Raw genomic sequence first — 24,940 nt, forward strand, 5'->3', positions numbered from 1 at the left:
TTATTATATTTGTAATTGAAAAACACGAAATTTATACAAAGTAAAGTTAATTTTTATGATGAATCAACATATCAAGACCAGAAAACAACAAAGCTGTCCAAAGGCGGCATTGACATCAAAACTGGGATCTACCCAGATTTACGAAAAAACGATTAAGAAAAACGTCGAAAATGATTAATAGTCAAATTATTTGAACTGCCCCAACTTGCTCAAATTTTTCCAGACCAAAGCCCCTACCCCACCGAATGCACCCACACCGGTTCGGCGCAAGGCGTTCCAGTCTTCGCGGCTCTTGCGCACCATGGCTTTGAGAGACCGGTTGCTAGCACCGCCCAAGCGCATTTTGACGAACACCACCGGCAGGTACACGGCTTTGAAATCGGGCTGGCTGAACATTTGCAAAATGCTGAAGTAATCCGCTGCAATGCGGTAACGGGTGTCAAACCCGCCAATACGCTCGTACCAATCTTTACGCACATACAGTGTTGGGTGGGGCGGCATCCAGCCCCATGCCAAGCGCTGCGGTGTGAACACCGCGCTTTGCCACACCCGCACCACCTGGCTCATGTTGTCTTTGCGCACGTAGTGCAAATCACCATAAACCGCACACACCGCCGGATCGGCAAAAGCTTTTGCCACATGGGCCAAGACATCGGGGCTGGCATACACATCGTCGGCATGCAAGAAACCAATCACATCGCCGCTGGCGCGTGCAATGCCTTTGTTAAGCGCATCGTAAATGCCGCGATCTGGCTCACTCAACAACACGGCCAGTTGACTGCGGCTGGCCTGCAACACATCCAAGGTGCCATCTTCACTGGCACCGTCGATGACAACATGTTCACGGCTGGAATAGGTCTGCGAAGCCACAGAACACAAGCAATCGCCCAGGGTCTGAGCACAGTTGTAGGTGGCTGTGATAATGGAGATTTTCAAAATTTTTACAAAAAAAGCGTAGCCAATTGATCTTCAGGCTACACATCACATTCTTGGCGAAGTCATCACCAGCCTTGCACCGTGGGTAGAAAGGTGGTTATCGTCAAAATAAAGCGGGTAGCCATCTTGCTCTACAGCGCACAAGCCCTCTTTGCACAGCTCGAGATGGGGCAATGTCAAGGAAACCCCCTGCTGGTTAGCCAAATTGCGCAACGTAACCAAGGTGTTTTTTTGTACCGATTCAAACTCATCCAAGCGCTGGCGCACTTCAAATTCTTTAGCAAAACCCAGTGACTTGAGGTACAGAGCTCTGGGCACCAATGTTTTGGCATCGGGCACCGGCCCCACCAAGCGCACTTGTTTACCTGCATTAACCAGTTGTGTCACAACTCGCGTTAACGCCTGTTCAGCCGTAGGAACAAGGCGACCATTTACTTCTTCAGCTTGCTTTGCTGTTCGTAACGCTGTCCAGCGTGACACCAACACCACTTGCTTGATTGACGTTTGAGCAAGCAAATAATCCAACATCGTCTTATCGAAAGCTGCGCATTCTTTTCCGGCCCAACTTGTATCCAAAAAATGTTGACCAATGGCACAACCATGCTGGCCCGCAAACAACACCGCCTTGCCCGTTCGCTCAGCCTGTTCGGCAAAACCAGGTGCCCAGGCCTCTGCGTGCGAGTCACCCCATAGAAAAGTATCTGGCAGACCGGCTACCTTGGAGCCTAGCCGACAAACATTGCCGCTAGCAACCTGAACTGGCGACAAAACCATGCAGCCTTTATCGGCCAGCCGATCCGTCATGCCACGCACCAGTTTCAATTGGTCACCGCTAAACCGCGACTCCATGCCGCGCCCAAAATGAAGTGCCAACCCAGCCAATAACGTGACCACAATACAAACCAACCCAAAACCGAAAAGGGCTCGTTGTCCTGAGAACACACGCCGCGTTCGCACCGGTTGCTCCACAAAGCGCCAAGACACCAAAGCACAGATCACAATAATGGCATAAACGGCCAGCGTTTCAGCCACCCCCAACCCTCTCAAACTCAAATAGCCAGCGAACCCCAACAATGGAAAGTGCCAGAGGTACAGCGGGTAAGAAATTTGCCCTAAAAACACCATCGTTCGGCTAGCTAACCAGGCATTTGCGCGCCCCTCTCTTCGCATTCCAGCTGAAATGATCAACATGCCTCCTAAGACCGGGGGTAACGCCGCCAAACCCGGAAACACCGTCTTTTCAGAATAAGCCAACAGGGCATAAGCAATCAAAAAAATGCCGAGCAGCGCGCGCGCCCATTCATCCTTGGCACTGCGCGGCGAGGGCACCATGCCTTGCGCCAACATCACCCCGGCCAACAGTTCCCAAGCTCGGGTGGGCAACAAGAAGAAACTCAAGGTAGGCTCAAAGTAGGTGGCGACGGCTGCCAGTAACAAACTCAACGCAAACAGCGACAGCGTCAACCAACGCATTACGTCTGCAGACCAACGCTTGAACAACAACATGTACAAAGGCAGTAGCAAATAAAACTGTTCCTCGACCGCTAGCGACCATGTGTGAAGCAGCGGTTTGGCGGCCGCAGTGGCACCAAAATAGCCGGAATCTTTCAAAAAATAGAAATTGGACAAAAAAGCTGCGTTGGCCACGCTGCTTTGACCCAAGCGCTTCAGGTCGTCTGGCATCAGCACCATCCAGCCCAGTACCAAGCTCACCACGACCATGACAAACAGTGGCGGAAAGATGCGCCTGATGCGTCGCTCATAAAAGTCACGCAAATTAAAACGCCCAGATGCCAAATCAGGCTGCACGGCACTCGTGATCACGAACCCAGAAATCACAAAGAAAATGTCCACACCCACGTAACCGCCAGGGATAACTGAAAAACCTGCGTGGTAGATAAGCACTGCCAACACGGCAACCGCTCGCAGACCATCTACGTCAGGGCGGTAGGTGGAATACTGGTGGGTAGTTTTCAATGCGAGGTATCCTGCTGTGCGGGGAAATAACAAAGATCATCATTCACCAAGAGATGGCTTTCAATTAAATCCGCTTCGTTTAAGGAAGCTCTCCAAAGGTCAGGGCTATGACGACCAGATTGAAGTCTGTTGAGCCATGAATTCGAGCCCCAAGCTAAGCGCTGCGGTGTAAACACCGCGCTTTGCCACACCCGCACCAACTGGCTCATATCGTCGTTGCGCACATAGTGCAAATCTCCATAGACCGCAAACACCGCAGGATCGGAAAACGCTTGTGCCACATGGGCCAACACTTCGGGGCTGGCATACACATCGTCGGCATCCAAGAAACGAATCACATCGCCTCTGGCGCGTGCAATGCCTTTGTTCAGCGCGTCGTAAATGCCACGGTCAGGCTCGCTCAACAACACGGCCAGTTGACTGCAGCAGACCTGCAACACACCCAAAGTTCCATCTTGGCTGGCATCGTCGATGACGACGTGTCACGGTTGGCGTAGGTCTGGGAAGCCACAGAAGACAAGCAATCGCCCAGTGTCTGATCGCAGTTGTAGGTGGCTGTGATGATGGAGATTTTCACAACTTCTTGATTAGGATTTATTGACCTTGACACCCAAAACCTGCTCTATAGCCACTGATACATCCGAACCAGTATCACGCATGTAGCGTTTGACCTCTGCTACCTTCGCATCCACCAAGTACCGGTACCAAAACCCCTGCAGAAAGTGAAACGCCGTACCCGCTTGGCCATCCAAAAATCCCAGCCGAATCACATAGCGGTAAAGGAAGTAGGCGAACGCCCTGAAGCCACCCGGTAAGCGGGCATAGACGACCTCTTTCACCCAGCGCTTGACGCCTGCCTGCTTGCCGCCACGCAGGTTGGCCACCGAGTCGTGTGGCATAAAGTGGTACTGCAGGTTCAGTAGATCCACCGCCTCACGGCTGGCATATTTGTTGTGCTTGTCGGTCCACCAAGTCAACGAATTGAGGTTGTCGTCAATCAGTTCGCCTTTGAAATCCACCGTGGGGCCGGCCACCTTGATGTGCTCGTCCATCCAGCGGTTCTCACACTGACCACGACCATGGCGAAACAGGCGCATCACCCGCACCGGAAAAACCCCACCGTGGCGCATCAACCGCCCCTGGAACGTCATGCGACGGCTGCAATACACACCCTCAATCTCCTGTGCAAGGTCTGGCAAGCGCGCTTTGATCTCCGCGATTAACTCAGATGTCAGCATTTCATCCGCATCGATGCGCAACACCCAGTCTGTTCCCGCATCAAGCTGAGTCAGCGCCCAGTTAAACTGAGTGGCGTGGTTCACCCATTCACGCTGGATCACCCTCGCACCTTGCGCGCGCGCAATTTTCAAGGTGGCATCGGTTGAAAAACAGTCCGCAATCACCACCTCACTTGCCACGCCCTCAAGACTGGCAATGCACCGGGCCAAGTGTTGCTCTTCGTTAAAGGTCAGGATGACGGCGACCAGTTTCATGGCTTCCGAGCAATGGCAATGATCGCCTTAGCAAGCACCGGGACGCGCCCCACTCGCTCGAAGCGAATGTCTACAAACCCTGCCTCACGCAGCAGTTCGCCTAGCGTCTTGACTGACCAGAACTTGATATGACCGTGATCCCACAACGCAGTAAAGTGTGCATCCATCTTGCCGGTCAAGGCCATTGCCAGGTTCTTCCAGTAGCCGTGGTACGGTGTGGACACAATCGCGGTGCCCCCGGGCTCCAGTAACGAAAACAGCGTGGCGGCGTAATGACGAGGAAAATACACATGCTCCACCACTTCCAGACTCGTCACCACCGGAAAGCACCCAAACCGTGCCGCCAAGTCGTCATAAGCCGAGCCCGCAAAAAGCTTGAGCTGCGGCCATTTCGCATTGGCCTGGGCAATGCCTTCGCTGGACGGGTCAACACCGGTCACATCCCAACCCTGTTGCACCAGCACGTTCGCCACACTGCCATTACCGCAACCCAATTCAAAAACTCGCCCCCCCGCTATTGAGCCTTCCTTTAACCGTGCCATCTCATTCATCAGGGTAGGTAAAAGATAGTCATGTGCGCAAGTGAGCGCTGCACTGTTCCAGCGATATCCATTGATTTCATTTGTATTCATTGTTCTTCTCGTCAAAAATTCGCGGCTTTACTGGTACCGCCGGATTGCCCCGCGCTACCATCCAGGGCGGCAAGTCACCGAACACGCTCGAGCGTGCCGTAACGACCGCACCGTTGCCAATCGTCACCCCAGGCCCTACAAAGACATCAGCCGTAATCCATACCCGTTCACCAATGGTGATGGGCGCGGCCACCAGCGGCATTGCCGCTAGGGTGTGGTCATGGCTTGCAGTGCACAGAAAGCTGTATTGGCTGATTGTGGTGTGCGCGCCAATGTAAATTTTGGCCACGCAATAGCAATCGACACTCTCGCTTAAGCAAGCGTGATCGCCCATTACTAGGTTCCAGGGTGCCCAGATGCGGGCAGATGGATACGGATGCACCGCCTTGCCAAGCTTGGCGCCGAAGAGTCTCAGTAGCAGGCAGCGCCATGGGTGCAAGAGCCGAGGCGTTGGCCTGTAAAGAATGAGCCAGACGATTTGCCACAAACTACGGGCGAGTTTGTTGCCTATTGATAGCGTATGCAGGCGAGTTTCTTGGGTCATATGTAAAGTCAGTCAGTTCGCACGCAGTTAGGCTGTGCCCCTTGCCCTAGCACCCAGCGGTAAACGTCAAGCGTCTGCCGGGCAATATCGGCCCAATCGTAGCGGCGCACATACTCACGACCACGCGCGCCCATCGCTCGACGCTCGTTATCACCCAACGCTATGGCTTCACGCAACACGCCCACAAGCGGATCAACGCCAATATCAATCCACCAGCCGCATTCAAAAATTTCCAGATCTGCCCAGGGGGCGCCTCGGGTAGTAATAACGGGCAAGCCGTGAGCCAGTGCCTCGGCGACAACAACTCCAAAATTCTCGCTGAAAGTGGGCAGCACAAACAGGTCCGCATCCAAGTACGCCAGCGCTTTGGCTTCACCAGCCAACTCACCGAGGTATTCAACTGCATGATCAATGCATAATTTGCGCGCAAGCGCCATTACTTCGGCCAGATGACCACCTTCGTCCGGCCCGGCAATCTGCAGCCGCCAACCCTGAGGCGCCACCGCAGCCCAGGCATTGACCAAATTGAGAATCCCTTTTTTTGGGTGCACGCGCGAAAGAAACAAGGCTTTTCGCTCTCGCATCTTAGGCAAGGGCGCAGCAGCTTCTTTACCTAAGCCAGCTGTCGGCGAAAACAGCACGCCGTTAGGTATCACGGCCACCGATTGGCGCAAGCCAAGCGCCCGAATGCTTTCATATTCCATGTCGGCTGTAGCAATGAACAGCTTGGCAGACACCAGATCGCGCCGCTGAAACAACGTCATTGCGATTTTCTTTTTCATCGCTTTGTGGTTTAGTGCCCATGACTCCAACATGCCCCGTGGCTGAAGAATCAACGGGATGCCCCGCTGACGTGCCACAACAGAAGCCCAGTGGTTAACCGGCGTCCAAAGCCCATGACTGTGGAAAAGCGCCGGGGTATGCCCTCCTTTCAATCGTGCCAGTTCAGAGCGCACTGGCAGGCCAAAACGCAACGCGAGACGCGACGGAGATTCGATCGTAAGCCGATTAACGTTGGCTGCAGAAGGCGCTGAAGGGTCACTGATAAAACTTTGGGTGAGCAAGGTGATTTCAAGAGCTTGGTGCTTGGCCAGTGCATCGGTAAGTTGCACAACCGTGCGCGATGGACCACCAGCACTAGGGTGGAGACCGGCCACGAGATGGAAAACAGGGAAACTCATGACGGTCACCAACGCCGGTCTCGTAGCCAAGGCACAGCTGGCGGAGCAATACGCCCTGTTTTTTTTGTGGCCAGAATTTCAAGCAAGTAGCGTCCGCCAACAACAGCGCCAAGGCACGCTGCCCAGGCGGCAAGGTGTGATCGAGCTTGCGCAGTCACGCAACCGTAAGCCAATTGATCGTTCAGCAACACCCGCAATTCAAACAGCTCATTTTTTGGGAACACCCCCCCAATTCCGCTCGCGTGCACCACACCCGCCGCACCGCAGGCGTCACTGCAAATTACCGGGGTACCGACCATCAGGGCCTCAGACACCACCGCCCCCCAGCCATCATGCACACTGGGCAAGACTAGGCAGTCGGCCTGCGCCATCAAGGAGGGCACCTCAGGCAATGGCAACTGGCCCAACCAACGCACCCGGTCACCCAGCGCCCTACACGCCAGCGACCGTAAAGCTTGCTCTTCGGGGCCAACGCCCACAACCCACAACTCAAAGGATCGATCAGCCAATTGAGCAAGCGCGGTTATCAACCAATCTACGCGCTTGCGAGATATCAATTGCCCGACAAAAACAAACCTGTAGGGGCCCGGCTTTCGTTGGAGGCCATTCGGCAACGATGGCACATCGGGCAAAAAATAGGCAAAGGGAAAAACGCGATCTGGCGGCACGCCCCGCGCGGTCACCCAAGCGGGCGTGCGGTACCCAATGGCCAAAAAACCCTCTAATTGTTGCAGTCTTTGCATAAAAAGGCGCCGATATTCAAGTCGCCTCACGACTCCCCGCCAGCCAGAGTCGTCCACACTTTCCATCAACACCCATTGACGCAGCCCGCGCTGGGCCAAAGCGCGTTGGGCTACAGCCACCAAACCATTGCTACGAATGCCCTGACAAATATGCACGGATTCCAACGACAAGTCGGCAACGATTTCTCGAACGACTTCGTGATTAGTCGCTAAAGAAAGTGCTACACCAGGTAATTCGGGCGTAACCCAACCTTGAACAGTGCGGTCACCCGACATGGGCTCTTTAGCCACATAATTAACCTTGCAGCCCAAACGCGCCAGTGCAACGGCCAAGCCAGCCATGTGCGGGCTTACAATCCCCTGCCAGAACCATATTTCTCGCAATTGTCAGCCCTGCCTATTGGTAGGCGATACAGAAACAGCCCAAGTAAACAAGATGAGTGGCATCAAACCCATGCCACCCGGCGAAAAGAAAGTGGACTCGCCCATATTGAGCATCAACACTGTCAACGCCATCGCAAGACTCGTAACCGAAACACGACTTGCCCTCTTAATTGCCATGCCCAGCCACAGCAAGACAAATACAACTCCCAATAGGCCAACTTCTTCCGCTACCTGATAGGGCAGCACACCCTTTTCAATAGGCGCACCCGATGGCAGTCCAAAAACTGATTCTCGCTCAATGATCATTTCACTTGGATTACTGGCAATTCCAAAACCGATCCCCTTCCACGGGTTTGCTTCGATGTTGTCAACCATCGTATTCAACAACGCACCACGGGACGTCTGGTAAGCATCCAGAACGCTCCCACCCCCACCCCGCTTGTCGATGTAACTGCCTATCCGATCCGTTAGTGCTACACCCGAAAGTAACCCACCGATCACCGCGCCTGTAAGGACAATATATAGTCGCGGGCTGCGCAGACCATGAAACATCACCCGTATGCGCTGGCGCGACAAAATTGGCACCAGCACTACCGCCATTGCAAACCCCAGCACCATCCCCACACCCGCAGTGCGTGCCTCTGACAACACGATAAGCAGCAGGCATGCGCCAGTCAGAAGCACGCGCCACCAGGGCGGCCGCCTGTCGCCTAACATTCCGGCAGCCGCCCAGACGCCCAGCAGCGCCATGGTGGGGCCGAACGCCTGGGGATGACCCAATACGCCCTGGAAGCCTGTTTCGTTGCGAGAATACCCCTGTGGCAGTGCCAAAAGCGGCAAACTGCAAATTAATACAAGGATGAGGCCGTTAAACATCTGGTTCGTCAGGACAGCGCGCTCATTTACATTCAAAGCGCCCCATGCAGCTAGCAAGGTTGTCGTAACCAACGTCCATGAAATTGCCTTGAGAATCGAGACATCGGCAAAGGGACTTACAACTAACGAGTGCACCACCAACAGGAGACCGAGAATGAGGGTGGCAAAAGTCATCAGAGAGATCTGGCGGTTCTTGCCCAAAAGACCGCTTCGCGACAGCACAGACAGCGCTGCAGCGCCGATTATTAGAAATCGACCAGTTGAAGCAAAAGTGGTCGCCGCCACAAGAGTGGGGTTTAGCATGGAAAAAAGCCACGACAAGGCAAGCGCCTTAATGGCCTGCGAACGACCTAACAATGCGTATCCGGCTAAAAGCAGGAAACTTGCGTTGGCTGTTGGCTCGGACACTACACGCATGACGATCATCGTTAAGACAAATAGAAGATCTCTAATCGGCATCAGGCATCCCTAGGTCACCAAAACTTAGCAAGCTGAGCATCTGCTTTGCGTTTGCATCCCAACTCATCGTCTCGGCGGTCGTCCTGCCAGCTTGGCCCATCTCAGCGCAAAGCGCCGGGTTACCAATAAGCTGCATCAATGCAGACGCCAGTGCCGTTACATCTTTCGGCGGGACAAGTCGCCCCTCAACTCCATCCGCAAAAATATCAGCAGCGCCATTATTTAAACAACCAATAACGGGTCGCATTCGGGCCATTGCTTCTAGGTAAACGATGCCAAAGGCTTCGCCCCAACTTGGGAGAGAAAACACATCGCAATCCGCGATTTCCTGCATTGTTGTTTCGTATGCAACTCTGCCCAAAAACTTAACCTTTGAATCAATTCCTAGATCCGAAGACAATTTTTCGAGCGCTTCACGTTGAGGCCCGTCACCGACTATTCGGTACTCCCACTTTAGATCAGGTCGAAATATTGCAATCGCAGCCAGCGCACGCATGTTATCGTCGATGCCCTTTAGTCGTACTAAATTCGAAACACTAACAATGCGTCTAACCGCATCGATTCGCCGCTGGGTATTGCTTATAGTGGTTAACAAAGGCAGATCCGTGCCGTTTGCCACAACATGAATTTTACTAGAAGGAAATTTCAACGCTGCAGCCTGTGCCAGCAATGGTCTGCCAACCAAAACGATCGCGTCGCTCGCCGCAACCAAATTCTTGCAGAAAAACAGAACTTCCTGATGAATTATGTTCTTCGCAATAAACGGATCGACTCCGTGCACAACAATTGCTTTTTTACATTTTAACCATCGTGCCCATGTTGCAATGCTAAGCCCTGCATATCGAATGCCATGGACCAAACAGCCATAAAATACCCTGGATCGTACCAACAAACGCAAAGCGCGACTCAGTACCACGCCATTGATAAAAATATTTATTTTGATACAAAATGAACACGAAGAAATTATCTCTGGAAGTCTATATACAACAACCTTAATTAGCTCCACATCGGAATCCGCTAGCCCAAGACTCTGAATCGACTTCAAATTGTCTCCTCGTCCAAATGAAATTGGGCAGATTATAGTCACTCTGCAACCTGCCCGTACCAATGCTCGTATTTGCTGTACAACAAAGATTCCAGAAATCGAATTACTCTTTGTTGGCCAGTAGCCGGAAATGATGAGGATCTCTTTTTTCAAGGATTGAAATTAATAAAAAAATTACTGAAAATATTTACCGATCAGCTCGACGCTTTCTAATATAAAACTCAACAACCCTGTAAAATCGGGACTCACAATCAGAAAATAAAAGCCCTTGAAAAAACGCCGCCAAATATTTTGTAAAAGATAAATCCAATTTAAGTCTTCTAGCTAAATTAATTGATTTAATACTAGTAATTGGATTCATAGGAAATATTCGTCTAAAATTATTCACCCAAAATATTTTCAAAATATCACCATTAGCATTCCGGCTTTCGATAATTTTTGAAACTGCCAATAGAAAATTGAAAAATTCATCTAAGGATATAGATCTTCTCTCCGCATAAACAACTGGATATAAATCTGGAATCAAACTGTGCAAATCCCCTTGAGTCAAAGCGAAACAAAAAGCCTTCGAACGAGTTTCGTTCAATTGAGGGGACGAGTGCAAACTCGATACTTGCTCCGAATGGACGCGGTATCTAACTAATGGGTGTTGAAGATTACCAAATTTTACCCCATTTAAAGCCATTAGCAACCACAACTCATAATCTTCTACCACTCTATTATCGGGATTATATTTATGCGCCTTAAAAATAGTCGTCTTACCCATTACGGTCGGATGCGCAATAGGATTACCAAATAGAAGATGAATCCGAATATCTACGTCATCAACTGGATAGGATCGCACACCTTTATAAGTTTCTCCAAAGATCGACATAGCACTTCCGCAAATATCAATATCACTATTTTCTAAAAATTCAAGCTGATCACTTAGACGATTCGATTCACAAATATCATCTGAGTCCATCCGTGCTATATACGCCCCTTTAGCCATATCAATTGCAATATTACAAGCTGCCGCAAGACCAACGTTAATATCCAATCTAATATATCTAATTCGAGGATCAGTAAACGACAATATTATCTCTTCGCTGCCATCAGTTGAGCCATCATTAATAATAAGAAATTCAAGACAATCGTAAGATTGATTCAACACACTTTGTATTGAAGAAACAAGAAATTTCTCTGAATTAAAAACAGGCATAACTACGGATACAAGTGGTAGCAACTTATTATCAGATACAATGTTCATAGTTTCTCCCAGGCATCAGGAATCAAATCACTCGATTTTATTTTATCATTTAAGAACCATTGCTTTGGCGCGATAACAATTTTCATAGGGTTAGTATTCAACCAAGCTCCCCACCAACTAAAACTACTATTAGCAATAATTTGATGCTTGCACAATGCCATTAAATTTAAATCCACAATTGGATTATCCAAATTATTGCGCATAATGAATACCTCCCCACCTACTGTTTTCAAATTATTCATCGCCCAATCAGGATCATCCGAAAATATGAAATAACACGGATTATTTACTTTTTTTGATATAAATTTTACTGCTTTAGCATAATAAGACAAGGGGCATATCCCATGTGTTGCCGCTGCATCTGGTGAAGTGACATAATCCCCACGCCTTACATGTATTGCCACAGAATTGGTATTTTTAATTTTATTAACTACGTCTTTATCTCGATTATCAAAACAAGAGAAATCTTGCAACTCCGATCTTATTAAATCAGCCACATCTTCAAAATACTTTTCACTTTGCCAGTGACCATACAACAATATTCCAGATTCCATATTTAATACGCTCCCTGAAAATACACCTTTCTCATTATCCAGAACCAATTCAAAAGGAGTTTTAATTCCCATTCTTCTTGCCAAACCACTATATGTCAATCTGCAAATTATATTTTCATAACCAGAACATATTCTTGCATTAATTGGTAATGCACCTAATTCATATTTTCGTGTTGTGCCGCCATTTTTTTTTCTTGTAAACCAAGTTATATCCAAAAGCAATTCTGATTCTGTTATAAAAGCAAGTCGTCTGCCAGTAGCGTATTGAAACAACTGATTACCTAAGCCACCATATATTTTGGCGATCACTTTTTTTTTGCTTCCATTATTGATCAAGATAATTTCCCAGACAGAAGTTTTTTGGTAAGGCGGATTCAACAGCGAAGTGCAACAAAGATGAACTCGGTAATGGGTGACTTAGGATGTCAAGGCATCATGGTCATTCAAACCTCCAAGTCCAAGTTGCCAGATGTACAAACACCTCAGCCGAGAAGAACGATACCAAACTCACAGCCTCTTGAAAGCCAAACAGACCATCAGCGAGATCGCCCGATTACTCGGCAGGAACCGCAGCACCATCAGCCGCGAACCCAGCCGTGGGCATGGCCAGCGCGGGTATAGAGCCGAACAAGCCTGCGCCAAAGCGTCTGAGCGGGCACAGCGCAGCCGTAATGCCCGCCGTGTAGATTCCAAGGTCTGGGCCGTTGTCGATTTCTATCTGGTCATTCAATGGAGCCCCGAGCAGATTGCATGCAAGGTAGCTGTCTGCCAGGAGAGAATTTATTTGCATGTGTATGCGAACAAACCTGCCGGTGGTGATTTGAACACACACCTGCGCAGCCAAAAGCCCCGGCGAAAACGCCACCTGTGCGGACGTGACAGACGCGGGCAAATCCTGTACCGCCGCCCGAACAGCGTGAGAGCAAGCCACATTGAAGATCGCAAGCAAGTGGGCCACTGGGAAGGTGACACTGTCACTGGCGCGCCTCACAAACAATCCATCGTGACACTGGTGGAGCGCAAAAGCGGCTTTGCATTGTTTTCCAAAGTACCCAACAAGTCAGCTCATTTGGTGGGCCGGCCCATTGAAGCCAAACTCAAGCCCTTGTTCTCACGGGTGAAGACTTTGACGGTAGACAACGGCATGGACTTTGCCGATCATCAGGCCATCGATCAGCGCCTTGGCATCCAAACCTACTTTGCCGATCCGTATTGCAGCTGGGAGCGCGGCAGCAACGAGAACTTCAATGGTTTGCTGCGCTAATACAGTCCCAAGAGGCGGCGCATTGAAACTTTCACCGATGAGTAGTTGACAATGATCGAGAACAGATTGAATCACCACCCCAGAATGAGGCTGGGATTCAAGACACCCCACGAGGTGTTTCACGCCTCGTTAAACTGTGTTGCAGTTCGTACTTGAATCCGCCTAATTTTTTTATTTCGGTGTATTCCCATGTGCCCATCAGTACCACAACGTCCCATAAGTACTGGACTTGAATTGTTTGTGGAAACCAACACCCGATGGATGTCGGCAACGAGGCCATGGACCTGGCTTAATAAGAACGGCATGCTACGTAGTAACGTTGGCGGTACTTCTCCATGAAGTCACCATAGTGAATGTGAACTGCGTCCAGAGGATGACTCTGCTGTCGCGCTGAACCACCTACCCTCGACAACCGCGTTCTGTCGGAAGTTGTACCAACAGCGCGCAATGGCGGAATCAAGGTAGCGCCAACTTTGGAAATATCCTGCAATATCTGTACAGTCGGGAACCTCTCGATTGATAACGCGTTGCACTTAGCGGTGTGTTGAGTTCGTAAATGGCTTAGCTTTCAACCATGTCCAAATACGTTTGGCGACACGCCGGTGCAGTGCCGCCCCAGTCTGTGTGGTTACAGCACCATGTCTGGTCCCCTTGATCTTCTGCACGTTGATCAGTGCACTCTTCTCGCGCAACAGGATGCGCGGCTCGAAGGGGATGTGCCAGCCTTCGGGGTACAGGTAGCTTGGGTTGAGGAAATGAACGCGCAGCCCTAGTGCAGATGCGCGTTGATTGATGAACGCATTCCAATGACTCTCGTCGTGCCATAAGGCGAGCAGACCTTTGTCGAAATCTGATTCAATATTTTGATCTAATTCTTCGCATGCTTTGATAAACGCGGTCGACGTACCGCCCATCAATCCACCAGCAACATAAACCTTACCATCGCTCACGTGGGCTGTCGAGTCCAGACGGCGTTCATAAGTAAATTGTTCTGGTTGTTTGTTAAAAAAGCCAGGGTGGTGGCACGCAACAATGTCAGTATCTTGTCCAAAAAATTCAATACCTGATATTGGTTTTAAGAATTGACAATTCGCATTCAAAAAAACCAAACGATCGAACGTACTAAGTTCTGATTTGATACGTCCAAACATCCTAAACCGCTGAAGCGTATTTAATGGCCAACCTAGATTGTCCTGGGGGACTACGATATCGGCACCTGAAAAATCCACCCTTGATTTATCCGAAAAAACAAAGTAACTCTTTTCACAGTCTGTCATAAAGAACTTGTCAGCCGACTGCCTAAATCCCTCCCAGAATCGCCAATAGTCGCCAGTGCAAATGAACAGAATTGCTACTTTCATTGAGGCGTTCTCACTAAAATTGCGGCGTAGGGTGCCCAAGTTGGCGATGTTGGAATCTGCGGCCAGACTTTTGAAGTCCTTTGGAAAATTTTCAGTGCGCGCGCCCGTAGCCAGCCATTCCTACCTTTAAAGTCATCAATCCAGAAGTCGAATCCACCATAGAAATCGCAAAACAAGACAGTGCCGTAGCTTTTGGCTATATCTTGATAATACTTTAAGTTCATTGAATCAATTACATGATTTCTGAGATTATCACGATCGAAAAGTCGATGCAAAGTGTGTTGAACTGAACCCCTGAAATTTGGAAACTGTACCAATACGAGCCCACCCGGCTTCACCAAGTCGAAATGAAGATGAAAAACATCAGGGTAGTCTTTGAAGTGTTCAATGAAACCAAATGACGATACCACGTCGTATTTATTTTTTGGTGTATCCCGAAAGTTGCAACGATAAAATTGACCAATTGCTACCTGGTTGTCACTCATCCAGTCTGAAAGTTCTATTTCAACTCGTGGCGTTTGGTCGCATCCGCTGACTGTATAACCAAGTTTTCCAAGTTCAAGTAAATATCTACCTGGAAAACAGCCGAATTCAAAAGCTGTTTGATTATTTGTTGCTAATGGAACAATTTTTTTGATAAGCTGTCGCGTCGGATCAGAATCGTGCACTCTACTAAAGGCGTACTTGGAGTACGCATCATCCCAGTACGATTGTTTGACGATCATGTCAGACATTTGAAATCTCCAAACACTGAGTGCGCCAATCCAGCAGCGGGCGCGTGCACCCAACCAAACCACCAAAATAATCGCCTCGAACACTTGGAGCATCATCAACAACAAATGACATGATTTCTAAGAATGTCCTTGGGTTTTCAAAGTTATCCTCAAAAACTGTCATGCTGAGGACAAAAACCCCGTTGTTCAAGTACGCTGCTGGTAGCCGACAGGTACTAATATATATTCCTGAATTTTTGGGGAAGGCGTAGCTCGGGTCATGGTTGTTTATACTCTGGAACACAAAGGCGCCTTCTTTTGACAGGTTCAGCACCATGTTTACCCTACCAGGCTCTTTGACCTGGTAGGTGATCGTAAAATAAATTTCGGTGTCAGTGTTGATCGACTGGAGTTCGTGCCCCGCTGCATTGCAAAGCCGAATAGAGAGCACATCTGCGCGCGGTGCAACCAGTGGCTTGAACTGCCCCGCAGTAAGCTGTAGCCGGTTCATGTATTCGCCCACCACCTCGCCAACGCCGCCTTGCATTACGAGCGCGCCGCGCTCAAGGAGGATTGCGCTGTCGCATAAGGCACGAATCGCTGCAAAGTTATGGCTTACAAAGAGGATGGTGTGACCTTCTTGGCTAACCTCTTCCATTTTTCTCATACACTTTTTCTGGAACTGAGCATCACCGACAGCCAATACCTCGTCAACAATGAGCACTTCGGGTTCTATGTGTGCTGCCACCGCGAAAGCCAGCCGAACATACATACCACTGCTGTAGCGCTTGACGGGGGTATCGATAAAGCGGTCGATTTCCGCAAATGCAACGATCTCGTCAAACTTTCGCTGAATCTCTTTTCGGGCCATGCCGAGGATGGCACCATTCAAGAAGATGTTTTCGCGCCCGGACAGTTCGGGGTGGAAGCCTGTGCCGACTTCCAACAAGCTTGCAACGCGACCATTTATTTGGATGCGACCTGTGGTGGGCTCCGTGATGCGACTAAGGATTTTGAGCAGGGTTGATTTGCCGGCCCCGTTTCGACCGATGATACCGACACGTGCGCCTTGCTTAATCTCAAATGAAATGTCGTTTAGCGCCCAAAACTCCTCGACTTCGTCGCCTTGGATGATAGCTTTACCCTGCAACATGTCGCGGGTTTTGCGTGCTAGATTTTTGGCATTCTGTGCGATCACGTCGCGTAATGCTGTGTAACGTTCTGCTTGGGCGTTGTTATGGCCGAGCATGTAAGACTTGCTTAGGTTCACGACCTTGATTGCGTTGTCGGACATTGATTATGGTTTCATATGAATAGATTACGAACGAATTTCGTTCGAGGTGATGGCGAATGGCAGTGCGCTGCCAACGGGCTAGATCAGATCGGCAAAGCTTTTTTCCATTTTGCGGAACTGACGTACCCCCAGCCACAGGAAAAAGGCAATGACACCCCAGCTGAGTGCAAAGCCGGGGAGGTAAATGTTAGATTCGCCACCAAGAATGGCCCAGCGGAAGCCGTCTATAACACCAACTACCGGGTTTAGCGAATAGAGCAACCGCCACTCCTCAGACACAACGCTGGAACTGAAGCCGACCGGCGAAACATAAAGGCCAAATTGAACAATAAACGGAATGATGTAACGAAAGTCGCGAAATTTCACATTCAACGCGGTGATCCATAGACCTGGCCCCAAGCTCGCGAGAAAAGCCATGAATATGAAGAATGGCAACGTAAGAATTTGCCAACTAGGCATGTACTGAAACCAGATCATCAGCCCAAAGAGGATGACGAAACTCACGATAAAGTCGACAAATGCAACCACTACGGCAGAGGTGGGGACGATCAGGCGCGGAAAGTAAACCTTACTAATCAGGTTGGCGTTACCGATCAAACTACCGGACGCACCGGTGAGGGATGTTGCAAACAAATGCCAAGGTAGCAAGCCAGCATAGACCATCAAAGGGTAAGGTGCAATGCCTTCCGAGGGCAATTTAGCGACCTTGCCGAATATGACGGTGAATACCAACATCGTTGCTAGCGGCTGGATAAGCGCCCAGGCCAAGCCGATGACCGTTTGTTTGTATCGCACGGACACATCGCGCCAAGCCAAAACAAAGAAAAGTTCCCTGTAATGCCAGAGGTCACGCCAGTAATGCTTGTCGGCAAGGCCGGGTTCGATGATGAGGGTATTGGAGGTGTTCATTTGAATACTAAGATATTGCTAACCCAAGTTCATGCCCTATGCGATGCATGAGCGGGTATCCGAGCAGGTGCCGCGCTTTGCATATGTCAGCCAAGCTGTGGCGCACATCGCCGGAGCGAAACTCTCGCTAAATGGGTTGGGTGGCTTGCAGGTGGGTGTCGTGGAGAAGCAGATTGCTTTTGATCTGATCGTAGAGATCGTTGAGGGTGGTTCGGTCGCCTAAGGTAATGTTGTAGAGCTGATTAAACGGGTCATGGATTACAGCGTCGCTATGGTTGCTCGGAATGACGAATCTCGGGCAGTGGCGGCTAGTTGGCGCTGCAGGGAGTCGTCTTATGGCAGAAGCATATAAACAAGCTTAGAAGCCGAGCCTGTGAGTTGAATGTCTTTTTCGGCCGGTTGCCGGATGGTGAATTCATGGGGGTTGCCCAGGTTGATGGGGCCGGGGTAGCCGGGGCCGCCTTCTTGTGCTCGGGGCACATCCATGAAGCGCATAAAGCCTTCGATCAGGTCGTCCACATAACAAAAGCTGCGAGTTTGCAGGCCTTCGCCATAGATGGTGATTTCTTCACCTTTGAGCGCTTGCACAATGAAGTTGCTCACCACCCGCCCGTCGTTGGGGTGCATGCGGGGGCCATAGGTGTTGAAGATGCGGGCCACACGAATGTCCAGGCCATGCTGACGGTGGTAGTCAAAAAACAAGGTTTCGGCGCAGCGCTTACCTTCGTCGTAGCAGCTGCGAATGCCAATGGGGTTGACATTGCCCCAGTAGTCTTCTGTTTGGGGGTGCACGGCTGGGTCACCATGCACCTCGCTTGTGCTGGCCTGAAAAATACGGGCATTCAATCGCTTGGCCAAGCCCAGCATGTTGATGGCACTGTGCACGCTGGTCTTGAGGGTTTGAACCGGGTCGTGTTGGTAGTGGATGGGGCTGGCCGGGCAAGCCAGGTTGTAGATTTGGTCGACTTCGATGTAAAGCGGAAACGTGACGTCGTGCCGCATGAACTCAAAACGGGGGTTGTCGAGCACATGCTCGATGTTGCGTTTGCTGCCGGTGAACAGGTTGTCGGCACACACCACTTCGTCGCCACGGGCCAACAGGCGGTCGATGAGGTGGCTGCCCAGAAAACCGGCACCGCCGGTGACCAGAATGCGTTTGCGGGGGTTGTAGTTGCGTTGGGTCATGGTGGTTTAGCTGTCAATGCCGAACAGGTCGCGGGTGTAGACCTTGTGCGCCACATCGCTGATGTCGTCAGTCATGCGGTTGGCCACAATGGCCTGGGCCTCGGCCTTGAATTGCGCCAAGTCGGTGATGACGCGGCTGCTGAAGAAGTGGGTGTCGGTCAGCGCCGGTTCGTAAACGATGACTTCGATGCCTTTGGCCTTGAGCCGTTTCATGATGCCTTGGATGCTGCTGGCGCGGTAGTTGTCAGAGCCTGCTTTCATGACCAAGCGGTGGATGCCGATGATGGGGGGTAATGAGGGGGATCGCGACGGGGGCGTCGCTCCTACAGATTGCTGAGTTTGTACAAACCGGAGGATGTCGGTGGCGATGAAGTCTTTGCGGGTGCTGTTGGCCGAGACAATGGCTTGGATGAGCGTTTGGGGCACGTCGGCGTAGTTGGCCAGCAGTTGTTTGGTGTCTTTGGGCAGGCAGTAACCGCCGTAGCCAAAGCTGGGGTTGTTGTATTGCTGGCCAATGCGGGGGTCCAGGCACACGCCGTCCACAATCTGGCGTGTGTCCAAATTGTGGATGGCGGCGTAGCTGTCCAGTTCATTGAAGTAGGCCACGCGCATGGCCAGATAGGTGTTGGCAAAGAGCTTGATGGCTTCTGCTTCTGTGGAGCCTGTGAACAAGGTGGGCACGTCGGGCTTGAGGGCGGCTTCTTGCAGCAGGCTTGCAAAGCGGCGAGCGCGTTCGCTGTCTTCACCCACCACAATGCGGCTGGGGTAGAGGTTGTCGTAAAGGGCGCGGCCTTCGCGCAAAAACTCGGGGCTGAACAGCAGGTTGTTGGTGCCCAGTTTTTCACGCGCTTTGGCCGTAAAGCCCACCGGTATGGTGGACTTGATGACCATGACCGCCTGGGGGTTGATGGCAGTCACGTCACGAATGACCGATTCGACCGAGCCAGTGTTGAAGTAGTGGCTGACGGGGTCGTAGTCGGTGGGTGTGGCAATGATGACAAAGTCAGCGCCTTGGTAGGCTTCCTCTTTGTTCAGCGTGGCCACCAGGTTCAGGGGCTTGTTGCTCAGGTGGTCTTGCAGTTCCAGGTCGTGAATGGGGGATTCACGGCGGTTGATTTGCGCGACTTTTTCGGGGACGATGTCCAGCGCCACCACTTGGTGGCGTTGGGCCAACAAAACGGCCATGGACAGGCCCACATAGCCCGTGCCAGCAATGGCAATCTTCATTCGACACTCACGTTCACTGAGTAACCATTGGCCTTGAGCAGCGCGTGGCGCTTGGCCTCCATCAGATCGGTTTGGATCATTTCTTGGCACATTTTCTGCACCGAGATTTCGGGCACCCAGCCGAGTTTTTGTTTGGCTTTGCTGGGGTCGCCGAGCAGGGTTTCGACTTCGGTGGGGCGGAAGTAACGGGGGTCGATGCGAATGACGGCTTGGTCGTTCCAATAGGCGACTTCGTCAACACCCTGGCCTTGCCAGCGCAGTGACATGCCCAGGGCTTCTGCTGTCCAGTTGATGAACTGGCGCACGCTGTATTGCACGCCGGTGGCAATCACAAAGTCTTCGGGCTGGTCTTGTTGCAGCATCATCCACTGCATGCGCACATAGTCTTTGGCATGGCCCCAGTCGCGCAGGGCGTCGATGTTGCCCATGTACAGGCACTCTTCCAGGCCTTGGCTGATGTTGGCCAGACCCCTTGTGATCTTGCGGGTGACGAAGGTTTCGCCACGGCGCGGGCTCTCGTGGTTGAAGAGGATGCCGTTGCAGGCGTACATGCCGTAGGCCTCGCGGTAGTTCACCGTGATCCAGTAGGCGTAGAGCTTGGCCACCGCATAGGGGCTGCGGGGGTAAAAGGGGGTGGTTTCTTTTTGGGGGGTTTCTTGCACCAGGCCATACAGTTCGCTGGTACTGGCTTGGTAAAAGCGGGTTTTCTTTTCCAGCCCCAAGATGCGAATGGCTTCCAGAATGCGCAGGGTGCCAATGCCGTCCACGTCGGCGGTGTATTCGGGGCTTTCAAAGCTGACGGCCACATGGCTCATGGCGGCCAGGTTGTAGATTTCGTCGGGCTGAGTTTCTTGGATGATGCGTACCAGGTTGCTGGTGTCGCTGAGGTCGCCGTAGTGCAGTTTGAAGTTGGCGTTGCTGACGTGGGGGTCTTGGTAGATGTGGTCCACGCGCTGGGTGTTGAAGCTGCTGGCCCGGCGTTTGATGCCGTGGACGATGTAGCCTTTTTCTAAGAGGAATTCGGCCAGGTAGGAGCCGTCTTGGCCGGTGATGCCGGTGATTAGGGCGACTTTGGGGTGGGTCATTGAGGGGTCATGTCGGGGCTGAAGCCGCCGACCTACGGGTTATGGGGTCTTCAGAAAGTCGGCGTAGGCTTGGGCCAGGCCTTGTTGCAAGGGGACTTGGGCTTGCCAGCCGAGGCTGTTGAGGCGGCTGCTGTCCATCCACTTGCGGGGGGTGCCGTCGGGTTTGCTGGTGTCAAACTCAATGCGGCCGCTGTAGCCCACGGTTTGGGCCACGGTTTGGGCCACTTGGGCAATGGTCACGTCTTCGCCATAGCCCACGTTGATGTGGCTTTGCATGGGGCTGGTGTGTTGGTCATAAAGTGCTTTGGGCAGGTTCATGACGTGCACGCTGGCTGCGGCCATGTCGTCCACATACAAAAATTCGCGTTTGGGGGTGCCGGTGCCCCAGATGGTCACGCTGGGGGCTTGACTGACTTTGGCTTCGTGAAAACGCCGAATCAGCGCGGGAATGACGTGGCTGTTTTCGGGGTGGTAGTTGTCGCCCGGGCCATACAGGTTGGTGGGCATGACGCTGCGGTAGTCCACGCCGTGGCTTTGACCATATTGGCGGTTGTAGCTTTCGCAGAGTTTGATGCCGGCAATTTTGGCGATGGCATAGGGCTCGTTGGTTGGCTCCAGGGGGCCGGTCAACAGGGCGTCTTCGCGCAGGGGCTGCTCGGCCATGCGGGGGTAGATGCAGCTGGACCCTAAAAACAGCAGTTTTTGCACACCGTTTTGAAACGCCGCGTCAATGACGTTGGCCTGCACCATGAGGTTTTGGTAGATGAAGTCGGCCGGGTAGGTGTTGTTGGCATGAATGCCACCGACTTTGGCAGCGGCCAGATAGACCTGGTCGGGCTTTTCTTTCTCGAAAAACTCGCGCACGGCGGCTTGATTGGTCAGGTCCAACTCGGCGTGGGTGCGGGTGACAAAGCGGGTGTGCCCCTGCGCCTTCAAGGCCCGAACAATGGCCGAGCCCACCATGCCTTTGTGGCCTGCGACGTAGATTTTGGGTTCTGTCATGGGGCGGATTCGTGCCAAGGCTTGCCGCGCTGTGTGGCGGGTCTTGGGGGGTCTGCTTTTTTTGGGGGGGCTGGGCTACGGGGTGTCGCTTTGCTTGTGGGTTGTCGGACCTGTTGTGTCTGACTATTGAGTTTTTGTAGGTGGTTTGGGGACCAACATTTACAGGTTTTGTGCCTGGGTTTGAAGGCGGTTGTTTGCGGGGCTTATCGCGACGGGGGCGTCGCTCCTACAGGGGTTTGGATTCGGCCAATTAAATTGGGGCCGCGTTCCGATTTATGTTTTTTTTTGTAGGAGCCCCGCCCTCGGGGCGATGGTTTTGGTTTGCGGGGGTTATCGCGTCGGGGGCGTCGCTCCCACAAGGTCAAAAAATGTCGGTCAGTTGGTGGTGGCCAGGATGGCTCTTAGCCTGGGCAGTTGAGCTTGCAGGTCGGCTTGGCCGTTGCGGTCGTGGTCGGTCACGTCGCTCCACAGGCCTTGACGTTGGCGGGCGATTTCGCCGTAGCCGGTGGTCAGGTTGTTGTTGCTTTCGCCCACTTTGGTTTGGACGCCCCAGCTCCATTGGTCTTGGGCACGCAGCCACACGGGGCCGATGGGCACTGCGGCTTTGGGGCCGAAGGGCAGGCTGATGTTGATGCCGGCAAAGCTGCGGGTGGGCATGTTGGGTTGGCGGGTGTCGCCGGTTTTTTGGTATTGCAGGGCCACACGCGTGTCGCCTGCCCAGTGCACCGATGCGAGTTTGAAGCCTCGGTCGCCGTTCATGAACTGGCCTGCTGTGGCTTCGGCGTGCCAAGCACCGGGAATGATGGAGTAGCGGGCTTGTCCGTACAGGGGCAGTTGTTCGCGGGTGAAGGCGTCGCGGCTGTAGCGTGCGCCGCTCATGCCCAAGCGCAGGCGGCCGTCGGGGTTCATCCACAGGGCGTCCCACTGGGCACCGGTCACGCCCGGGGTGATTTGGCCAATGCTGGCTTGGGCGCTCAGGCCCCAGGGCAGCGGTGTCCAATAGGTCAGCTGGCTGTTGTGCCACTGGTTTTTGGCAAAGCGCCGGTCGCCAAAGACTTTGCCATTGTCAAAGTCGTTGCTGTTGCTGATGGGCACCAGGTACACACCTTGCCAAAACAGGCCCGGGGCAATGGCGACTTCGGCACCCATTTGGGCGGCAAGAGAATAGTCAACCAAGCCGAACTCGGTGCCCAGGGTGTTGCGCACGGCGGGGCTGAGGGTGAGCTGCGGCGCCCACGAGGGGCCAGCCGAGGCTTGGGCGATTTGTGAGGGGCCTTGTTGTTCGCGCTCGGCTTGCAGGGTTTGTGCCTGTGCAATGGGGGTGCGGCTGAGGGTGAGCGGCTCCGTGGGGTTGCAAGTGGCAGATGCGGCAGCGGGGGCACCTTGTGCCCAGGCGGCCAGGCAGTTGGCTTGGGCGAGGGCGTGCAAGACGGGCTGGCGTTGGTAGGTCAGGGTCAAGGCAATTTGGTCTTGGCCTGCCACGGTGTTTTGGCGCACGCCAGAAACCCAGGGGGCCAGGGCGCGGCCCATGGCTTCGACTTGGCTTTGGCGGTAGGTGCGCGACTCGGCGCTGATTTGCCACAGGCCCGCGTGTGCAGCGCTGGATGGCCAGTGATCAACTTTTACATTGGCATAACCCAAGTTTTGCAGGGCTTGGGCCATGCTCTGGGCGGTGGCTTTGGGTGCGGTGCTGCGGGCTGGGGTGACGGGGCTGGTTTGGGCGGTGATTGCGGCGCTGCTGGTGCTGGCCACGGTCTGGGTGGCTGTTCCAGCCGTTGCCGTGTAAGCAGGATTTACAAATTGGGTAACAGGTCTGGGCGTGCTGCGGTCCATGTGCAGGACCCAGGCCAGTTGTAACTGGTTGGCTTCTTGGCCGGTGTTGTTGGACCACTTGCGGCTGTAACCGGCTTGCAAGCTGCTGCGGTCGCCCACGGGGTGTTGGTATTGCACCCCTGCCCTGCGTTCTTGAGTGTCATGTTCGGCCAGCAGGTGCAAACGGGGGCTGAGGGCAAAACGTGCACTGCCAAAAATCCCATGCATCAAGGCGCGGGTGGACTGTGCGTGGCTGTAGCCCAAAGACAGTTCTGTGTTGAGCCACTGGGTGGTGGCCACGCCATAGACTTGCCTGAAGTTGGTGGCAGCGCCGCCAAAGTCGGACATGCCTACGGCCACACGGGTGTGGTCACCCAGCTGCAGGGGCAGTTGGTATTTGGCGCTGAGCGAGAGGTCGCGGGCTCCACCGCCACACCCGGCTTTGTAAAGATTGCAGTTGAGGTCGCCCTCAAACGCCAAACGCCCCACCACTTCCAAACCTGGCAGCAAACCGATGCCCGCGTTGATGCTGCCAAAGTGGCCTTTGTCAATGCTGCGGGCGTATTCGGGGTTGCTGTTGGTCCACGCCAAGTTGGCCACCCCCCAACTTTGCACATGCGCATTGGGCGTGTTGATGCTGCCCGTGTAACCCGATGGCGACAACATGCGCCAAGCGGCGCTGTTGCCCGCCAACTCACTGCCCGCCGTTTGGCTGTAGGCCGCCAGGCTGTGCAGGCACAGGGTGAGGCACAGCGTGAGCCGGTGGGGGTTGGTGGTGAGGGGGTTGCGGTGCATGGTGTTTTTTTGTTTTGTTGGGTCAGTTCGTTTTATTGAAGGATTCAGATCGATTAAGTTTGATTGAGCACTTCTTTTGTAGGAGCGGCGCCCTCGCCGCGATCAAGCCTTGCAGACCACCACCCATCGCCCCGGGGGCGGGGCTCCTACATGGGTTGCCATTTATGTGTTTGTAGGAGCGGCGCCCTCGCCGCGATCAAGCCTCGCAGTCCACCACCCA

The 24,940-nt window shown here is 52.7% G+C and carries 22 protein-coding genes and 1 pseudogene; 2 read left to right on the plus strand and 21 right to left on the minus strand.

The features are described 5' to 3' along the window. Nucleotides 1-186 precede the first annotated feature (186 nt). The 12 genes from AMM41_RS11505 to AMM41_RS11560 form a co-directional block, all read right to left on the minus strand. Nucleotides 187-936, minus strand: a complete 750-nt coding sequence (locus AMM41_RS11505) for a glycosyltransferase family 2 protein (RefSeq protein WP_089957919.1) — start codon at nt 934-936, stop codon at nt 187-189. 45 nt (nt 937-981) lie between these two features. Continuing rightward, entirely contained in the window at nt 982-2,913 is a 1,932-nt protein-coding gene (locus AMM41_RS11510) for an acyltransferase family protein (RefSeq protein WP_194944750.1), read from the minus strand. Further along, complete coding sequence (locus AMM41_RS11515; RefSeq protein ID WP_089957926.1) at nt 2,910-3,386, minus strand: glycosyltransferase; 477 nt, start codon at nt 3,384-3,386, stop codon at nt 2,910-2,912. Before AMM41_RS11515 ends, AMM41_RS11510 begins: the two co-directional genes overlap by 4 nt. A gap of 114 nt (nt 3,387-3,500) precedes the next feature. Next, entirely contained in the window at nt 3,501-4,406 is a 906-nt protein-coding gene (locus tag AMM41_RS11520; protein WP_089957929.1) for a glycosyltransferase family 2 protein, read from the minus strand. Beyond that, nucleotides 4,403-5,038, minus strand: coding sequence for a class I SAM-dependent methyltransferase (locus tag AMM41_RS11525; RefSeq protein ID WP_089957933.1), 636 nt, complete (start codon nt 5,036-5,038; stop codon nt 4,403-4,405). The genes AMM41_RS11520 and AMM41_RS11525 overlap by 4 nt, the downstream gene beginning before the upstream one ends. After that, nucleotides 5,025-5,582, minus strand: coding sequence for an LbetaH domain-containing protein (locus tag AMM41_RS11530; RefSeq protein ID WP_089957937.1), 558 nt, complete (start codon nt 5,580-5,582; stop codon nt 5,025-5,027). Before AMM41_RS11530 ends, AMM41_RS11525 begins: the two co-directional genes overlap by 14 nt. A gap of 8 nt (nt 5,583-5,590) precedes the next feature. Next, nucleotides 5,591-6,763 carry a glycosyltransferase gene (locus tag AMM41_RS11535; RefSeq protein ID WP_089957941.1) on the minus strand — a complete coding sequence of 391 codons (1,173 nt, stop codon included), beginning with the start codon at nt 6,761-6,763 and terminating at the stop codon, nt 5,591-5,593. Between the two features lie 5 nt (nt 6,764-6,768). Next, complete coding sequence (locus tag AMM41_RS11540; protein ID WP_089957944.1) at nt 6,769-7,848, minus strand: glycosyltransferase family 4 protein; 1,080 nt, start codon at nt 7,846-7,848, stop codon at nt 6,769-6,771. Nucleotides 7,849-7,893: 45 nt separating this feature from the next. Beyond that, a complete protein-coding gene (locus AMM41_RS11545; RefSeq protein ID WP_089957947.1) occupies nt 7,894-9,225 on the minus strand; it encodes an O-antigen ligase family protein in 1,332 nt (443 codons plus the stop codon). Continuing rightward, nucleotides 9,215-10,423 carry a glycosyltransferase gene (locus tag AMM41_RS11550; protein ID WP_089957950.1) on the minus strand — a complete coding sequence of 403 codons (1,209 nt, stop codon included), beginning with the start codon at nt 10,421-10,423 and terminating at the stop codon, nt 9,215-9,217. Before AMM41_RS11550 ends, AMM41_RS11545 begins: the two co-directional genes overlap by 11 nt. A 34-nt stretch (nt 10,424-10,457) precedes the next feature. Continuing rightward, nucleotides 10,458-11,519 carry a glycosyltransferase family 2 protein gene (locus AMM41_RS11555; RefSeq protein ID WP_089957952.1) on the minus strand — a complete coding sequence of 354 codons (1,062 nt, stop codon included), beginning with the start codon at nt 11,517-11,519 and terminating at the stop codon, nt 10,458-10,460. Beyond that, nucleotides 11,516-12,451 carry an alpha-1,2-fucosyltransferase gene (locus tag AMM41_RS11560; protein ID WP_194944752.1) on the minus strand — a complete coding sequence of 312 codons (936 nt, stop codon included), beginning with the start codon at nt 12,449-12,451 and terminating at the stop codon, nt 11,516-11,518. Before AMM41_RS11560 ends, AMM41_RS11555 begins: the two co-directional genes overlap by 4 nt. A 91-nt stretch (nt 12,452-12,542) precedes the next feature. Between AMM41_RS11560 and AMM41_RS11565 the strand changes: the two genes are divergently transcribed. Further along, entirely contained in the window at nt 12,543-13,337 is a 795-nt protein-coding gene (locus AMM41_RS11565) for an IS30 family transposase (RefSeq protein ID WP_089957958.1), read from the plus strand. Nucleotides 13,338-13,870: 533 nt separating this feature from the next. Here the strand turns inward: AMM41_RS11565 and AMM41_RS11570 are convergent. The 4 genes from AMM41_RS11570 to AMM41_RS11585 form a co-directional block, all read right to left on the minus strand. Beyond that, nucleotides 13,871-14,698, minus strand: a complete 828-nt coding sequence (locus AMM41_RS11570; RefSeq protein WP_089957961.1) for a glycosyltransferase family protein — start codon at nt 14,696-14,698, stop codon at nt 13,871-13,873. Then, the gene (locus AMM41_RS11575) at nt 14,695-15,432 is read right to left on the minus strand and encodes a class I SAM-dependent methyltransferase (protein ID WP_194944754.1); all 738 of its coding nucleotides are present in this window, start codon (nt 15,430-15,432) and stop codon (nt 14,695-14,697) included. The genes AMM41_RS11570 and AMM41_RS11575 overlap by 4 nt, the downstream gene beginning before the upstream one ends. Next, the gene (locus AMM41_RS11580) at nt 15,425-16,705 is read right to left on the minus strand and encodes an ABC transporter ATP-binding protein (RefSeq protein ID WP_089957967.1); all 1,281 of its coding nucleotides are present in this window, start codon (nt 16,703-16,705) and stop codon (nt 15,425-15,427) included. The genes AMM41_RS11575 and AMM41_RS11580 overlap by 8 nt, the downstream gene beginning before the upstream one ends. A gap of 78 nt (nt 16,706-16,783) precedes the next feature. Beyond that, the gene (locus AMM41_RS11585) at nt 16,784-17,614 is read right to left on the minus strand and encodes an ABC transporter permease (protein WP_089957970.1); all 831 of its coding nucleotides are present in this window, start codon (nt 17,612-17,614) and stop codon (nt 16,784-16,786) included. A 31-nt stretch (nt 17,615-17,645) separates the two neighbouring features. On the opposite strand from AMM41_RS11585, the gene AMM41_RS11590 reads away from it, so the two are divergent. Then, a complete protein-coding gene (locus AMM41_RS11590) occupies nt 17,646-17,837 on the plus strand; it encodes a hypothetical protein (RefSeq protein WP_089957974.1) in 192 nt (63 codons plus the stop codon). Between the two features lie 113 nt (nt 17,838-17,950). On the opposite strand, the pseudogene AMM41_RS11595 reads toward AMM41_RS11590, so the two are convergent. The 5 genes and pseudogenes from AMM41_RS11595 to AMM41_RS11615 form a co-directional block, all read right to left on the minus strand. Then, nucleotides 17,951-18,799, minus strand: a pseudogene (locus AMM41_RS11595) (UDP-glucuronic acid decarboxylase family protein); the annotation flags it as partial. Between the two features lie 6 nt (nt 18,800-18,805). Further along, complete coding sequence (locus AMM41_RS11600) at nt 18,806-20,026, minus strand: nucleotide sugar dehydrogenase (protein ID WP_089957980.1); 1,221 nt, start codon at nt 20,024-20,026, stop codon at nt 18,806-18,808. Beyond that, nucleotides 20,023-21,111 carry a GDP-mannose 4,6-dehydratase gene (gene gmd / locus AMM41_RS11605; protein WP_089957983.1) on the minus strand — a complete coding sequence of 363 codons (1,089 nt, stop codon included), beginning with the start codon at nt 21,109-21,111 and terminating at the stop codon, nt 20,023-20,025. The genes AMM41_RS11600 and gmd overlap by 4 nt, the downstream gene beginning before the upstream one ends. A gap of 39 nt (nt 21,112-21,150) precedes the next feature. Continuing rightward, a complete protein-coding gene (locus AMM41_RS11610) occupies nt 21,151-22,113 on the minus strand; it encodes a GDP-L-fucose synthase (protein ID WP_089957986.1) in 963 nt (320 codons plus the stop codon). Between the two features lie 375 nt (nt 22,114-22,488). Then, the gene (locus tag AMM41_RS11615; RefSeq protein ID WP_089957989.1) at nt 22,489-24,720 is read right to left on the minus strand and encodes a YjbH domain-containing protein; all 2,232 of its coding nucleotides are present in this window, start codon (nt 24,718-24,720) and stop codon (nt 22,489-22,491) included. Between the last annotated feature and the right edge of the window lie 220 nt (nt 24,721-24,940).

This window comes from Limnohabitans sp. 2KL-3, from assembly GCF_001269405.1.
In the GTDB taxonomy this organism is placed as follows: domain Bacteria; phylum Pseudomonadota; class Gammaproteobacteria; order Burkholderiales; family Burkholderiaceae_C; genus Limnohabitans_A.

Excerpts from the sequence above, each read along its gene's own strand:
- AMM41_RS11520 (WP_089957929.1), bottom strand. The coding sequence starts at position 4,406 with ATGAAACTGGTCGCCGTCATCCTGACCTTTAACGAAGAGCAACACTTG.
- AMM41_RS11525 (WP_089957933.1), bottom strand. The coding sequence starts at position 5,038 with ATGAATACAAATGAAATCAATGGATATCGCTGGAACAGTGCAGCGCTC.
- AMM41_RS11530 (WP_089957937.1), bottom strand. The coding sequence starts at position 5,582 with ATGACCCAAGAAACTCGCCTGCATACGCTATCAATAGGCAACAAACTC.
- AMM41_RS11535 (WP_089957941.1), bottom strand. The coding sequence starts at position 6,763 with ATGAGTTTCCCTGTTTTCCATCTCGTGGCCGGTCTCCACCCTAGTGCT.
- AMM41_RS11540 (WP_089957944.1), bottom strand. The coding sequence starts at position 7,848 with ATGGCTGGCTTGGCCGTTGCACTGGCGCGTTTGGGCTGCAAGGTTAAT.
- AMM41_RS11545 (WP_089957947.1), bottom strand. The coding sequence starts at position 9,225 with ATGCCGATTAGAGATCTTCTATTTGTCTTAACGATGATCGTCATGCGT.
- AMM41_RS11555 (WP_089957952.1), bottom strand. The coding sequence starts at position 11,519 with ATGAACATTGTATCTGATAATAAGTTGCTACCACTTGTATCCGTAGTT.
- AMM41_RS11565 (WP_089957958.1), top strand. The coding sequence starts at position 12,543 with ATGTACAAACACCTCAGCCGAGAAGAACGATACCAAACTCACAGCCTC.
- AMM41_RS11570 (WP_089957961.1), bottom strand. The coding sequence starts at position 14,698 with ATGAAAGTAGCAATTCTGTTCATTTGCACTGGCGACTATTGGCGATTC.
- AMM41_RS11575 (WP_194944754.1), bottom strand. The coding sequence starts at position 15,432 with ATGTCTGACATGATCGTCAAACAATCGTACTGGGATGATGCGTACTCC.
- AMM41_RS11580 (WP_089957967.1), bottom strand. The coding sequence starts at position 16,705 with ATGTCCGACAACGCAATCAAGGTCGTGAACCTAAGCAAGTCTTACATG.
- AMM41_RS11585 (WP_089957970.1), bottom strand. The coding sequence starts at position 17,614 with ATGAACACCTCCAATACCCTCATCATCGAACCCGGCCTTGCCGACAAG.
- AMM41_RS11590 (WP_089957974.1), top strand. The coding sequence starts at position 17,646 with ATGCCCTATGCGATGCATGAGCGGGTATCCGAGCAGGTGCCGCGCTTT.
- AMM41_RS11600 (WP_089957980.1), bottom strand. The coding sequence starts at position 20,026 with ATGAAGATTGCCATTGCTGGCACGGGCTATGTGGGCCTGTCCATGGCC.
- gmd (WP_089957983.1), bottom strand. The coding sequence starts at position 21,111 with ATGACCCACCCCAAAGTCGCCCTAATCACCGGCATCACCGGCCAAGAC.
- AMM41_RS11610 (WP_089957986.1), bottom strand. The coding sequence starts at position 22,113 with ATGACAGAACCCAAAATCTACGTCGCAGGCCACAAAGGCATGGTGGGC.
- AMM41_RS11615 (WP_089957989.1), bottom strand. The coding sequence starts at position 24,720 with ATGCACCGCAACCCCCTCACCACCAACCCCCACCGGCTCACGCTGTGC.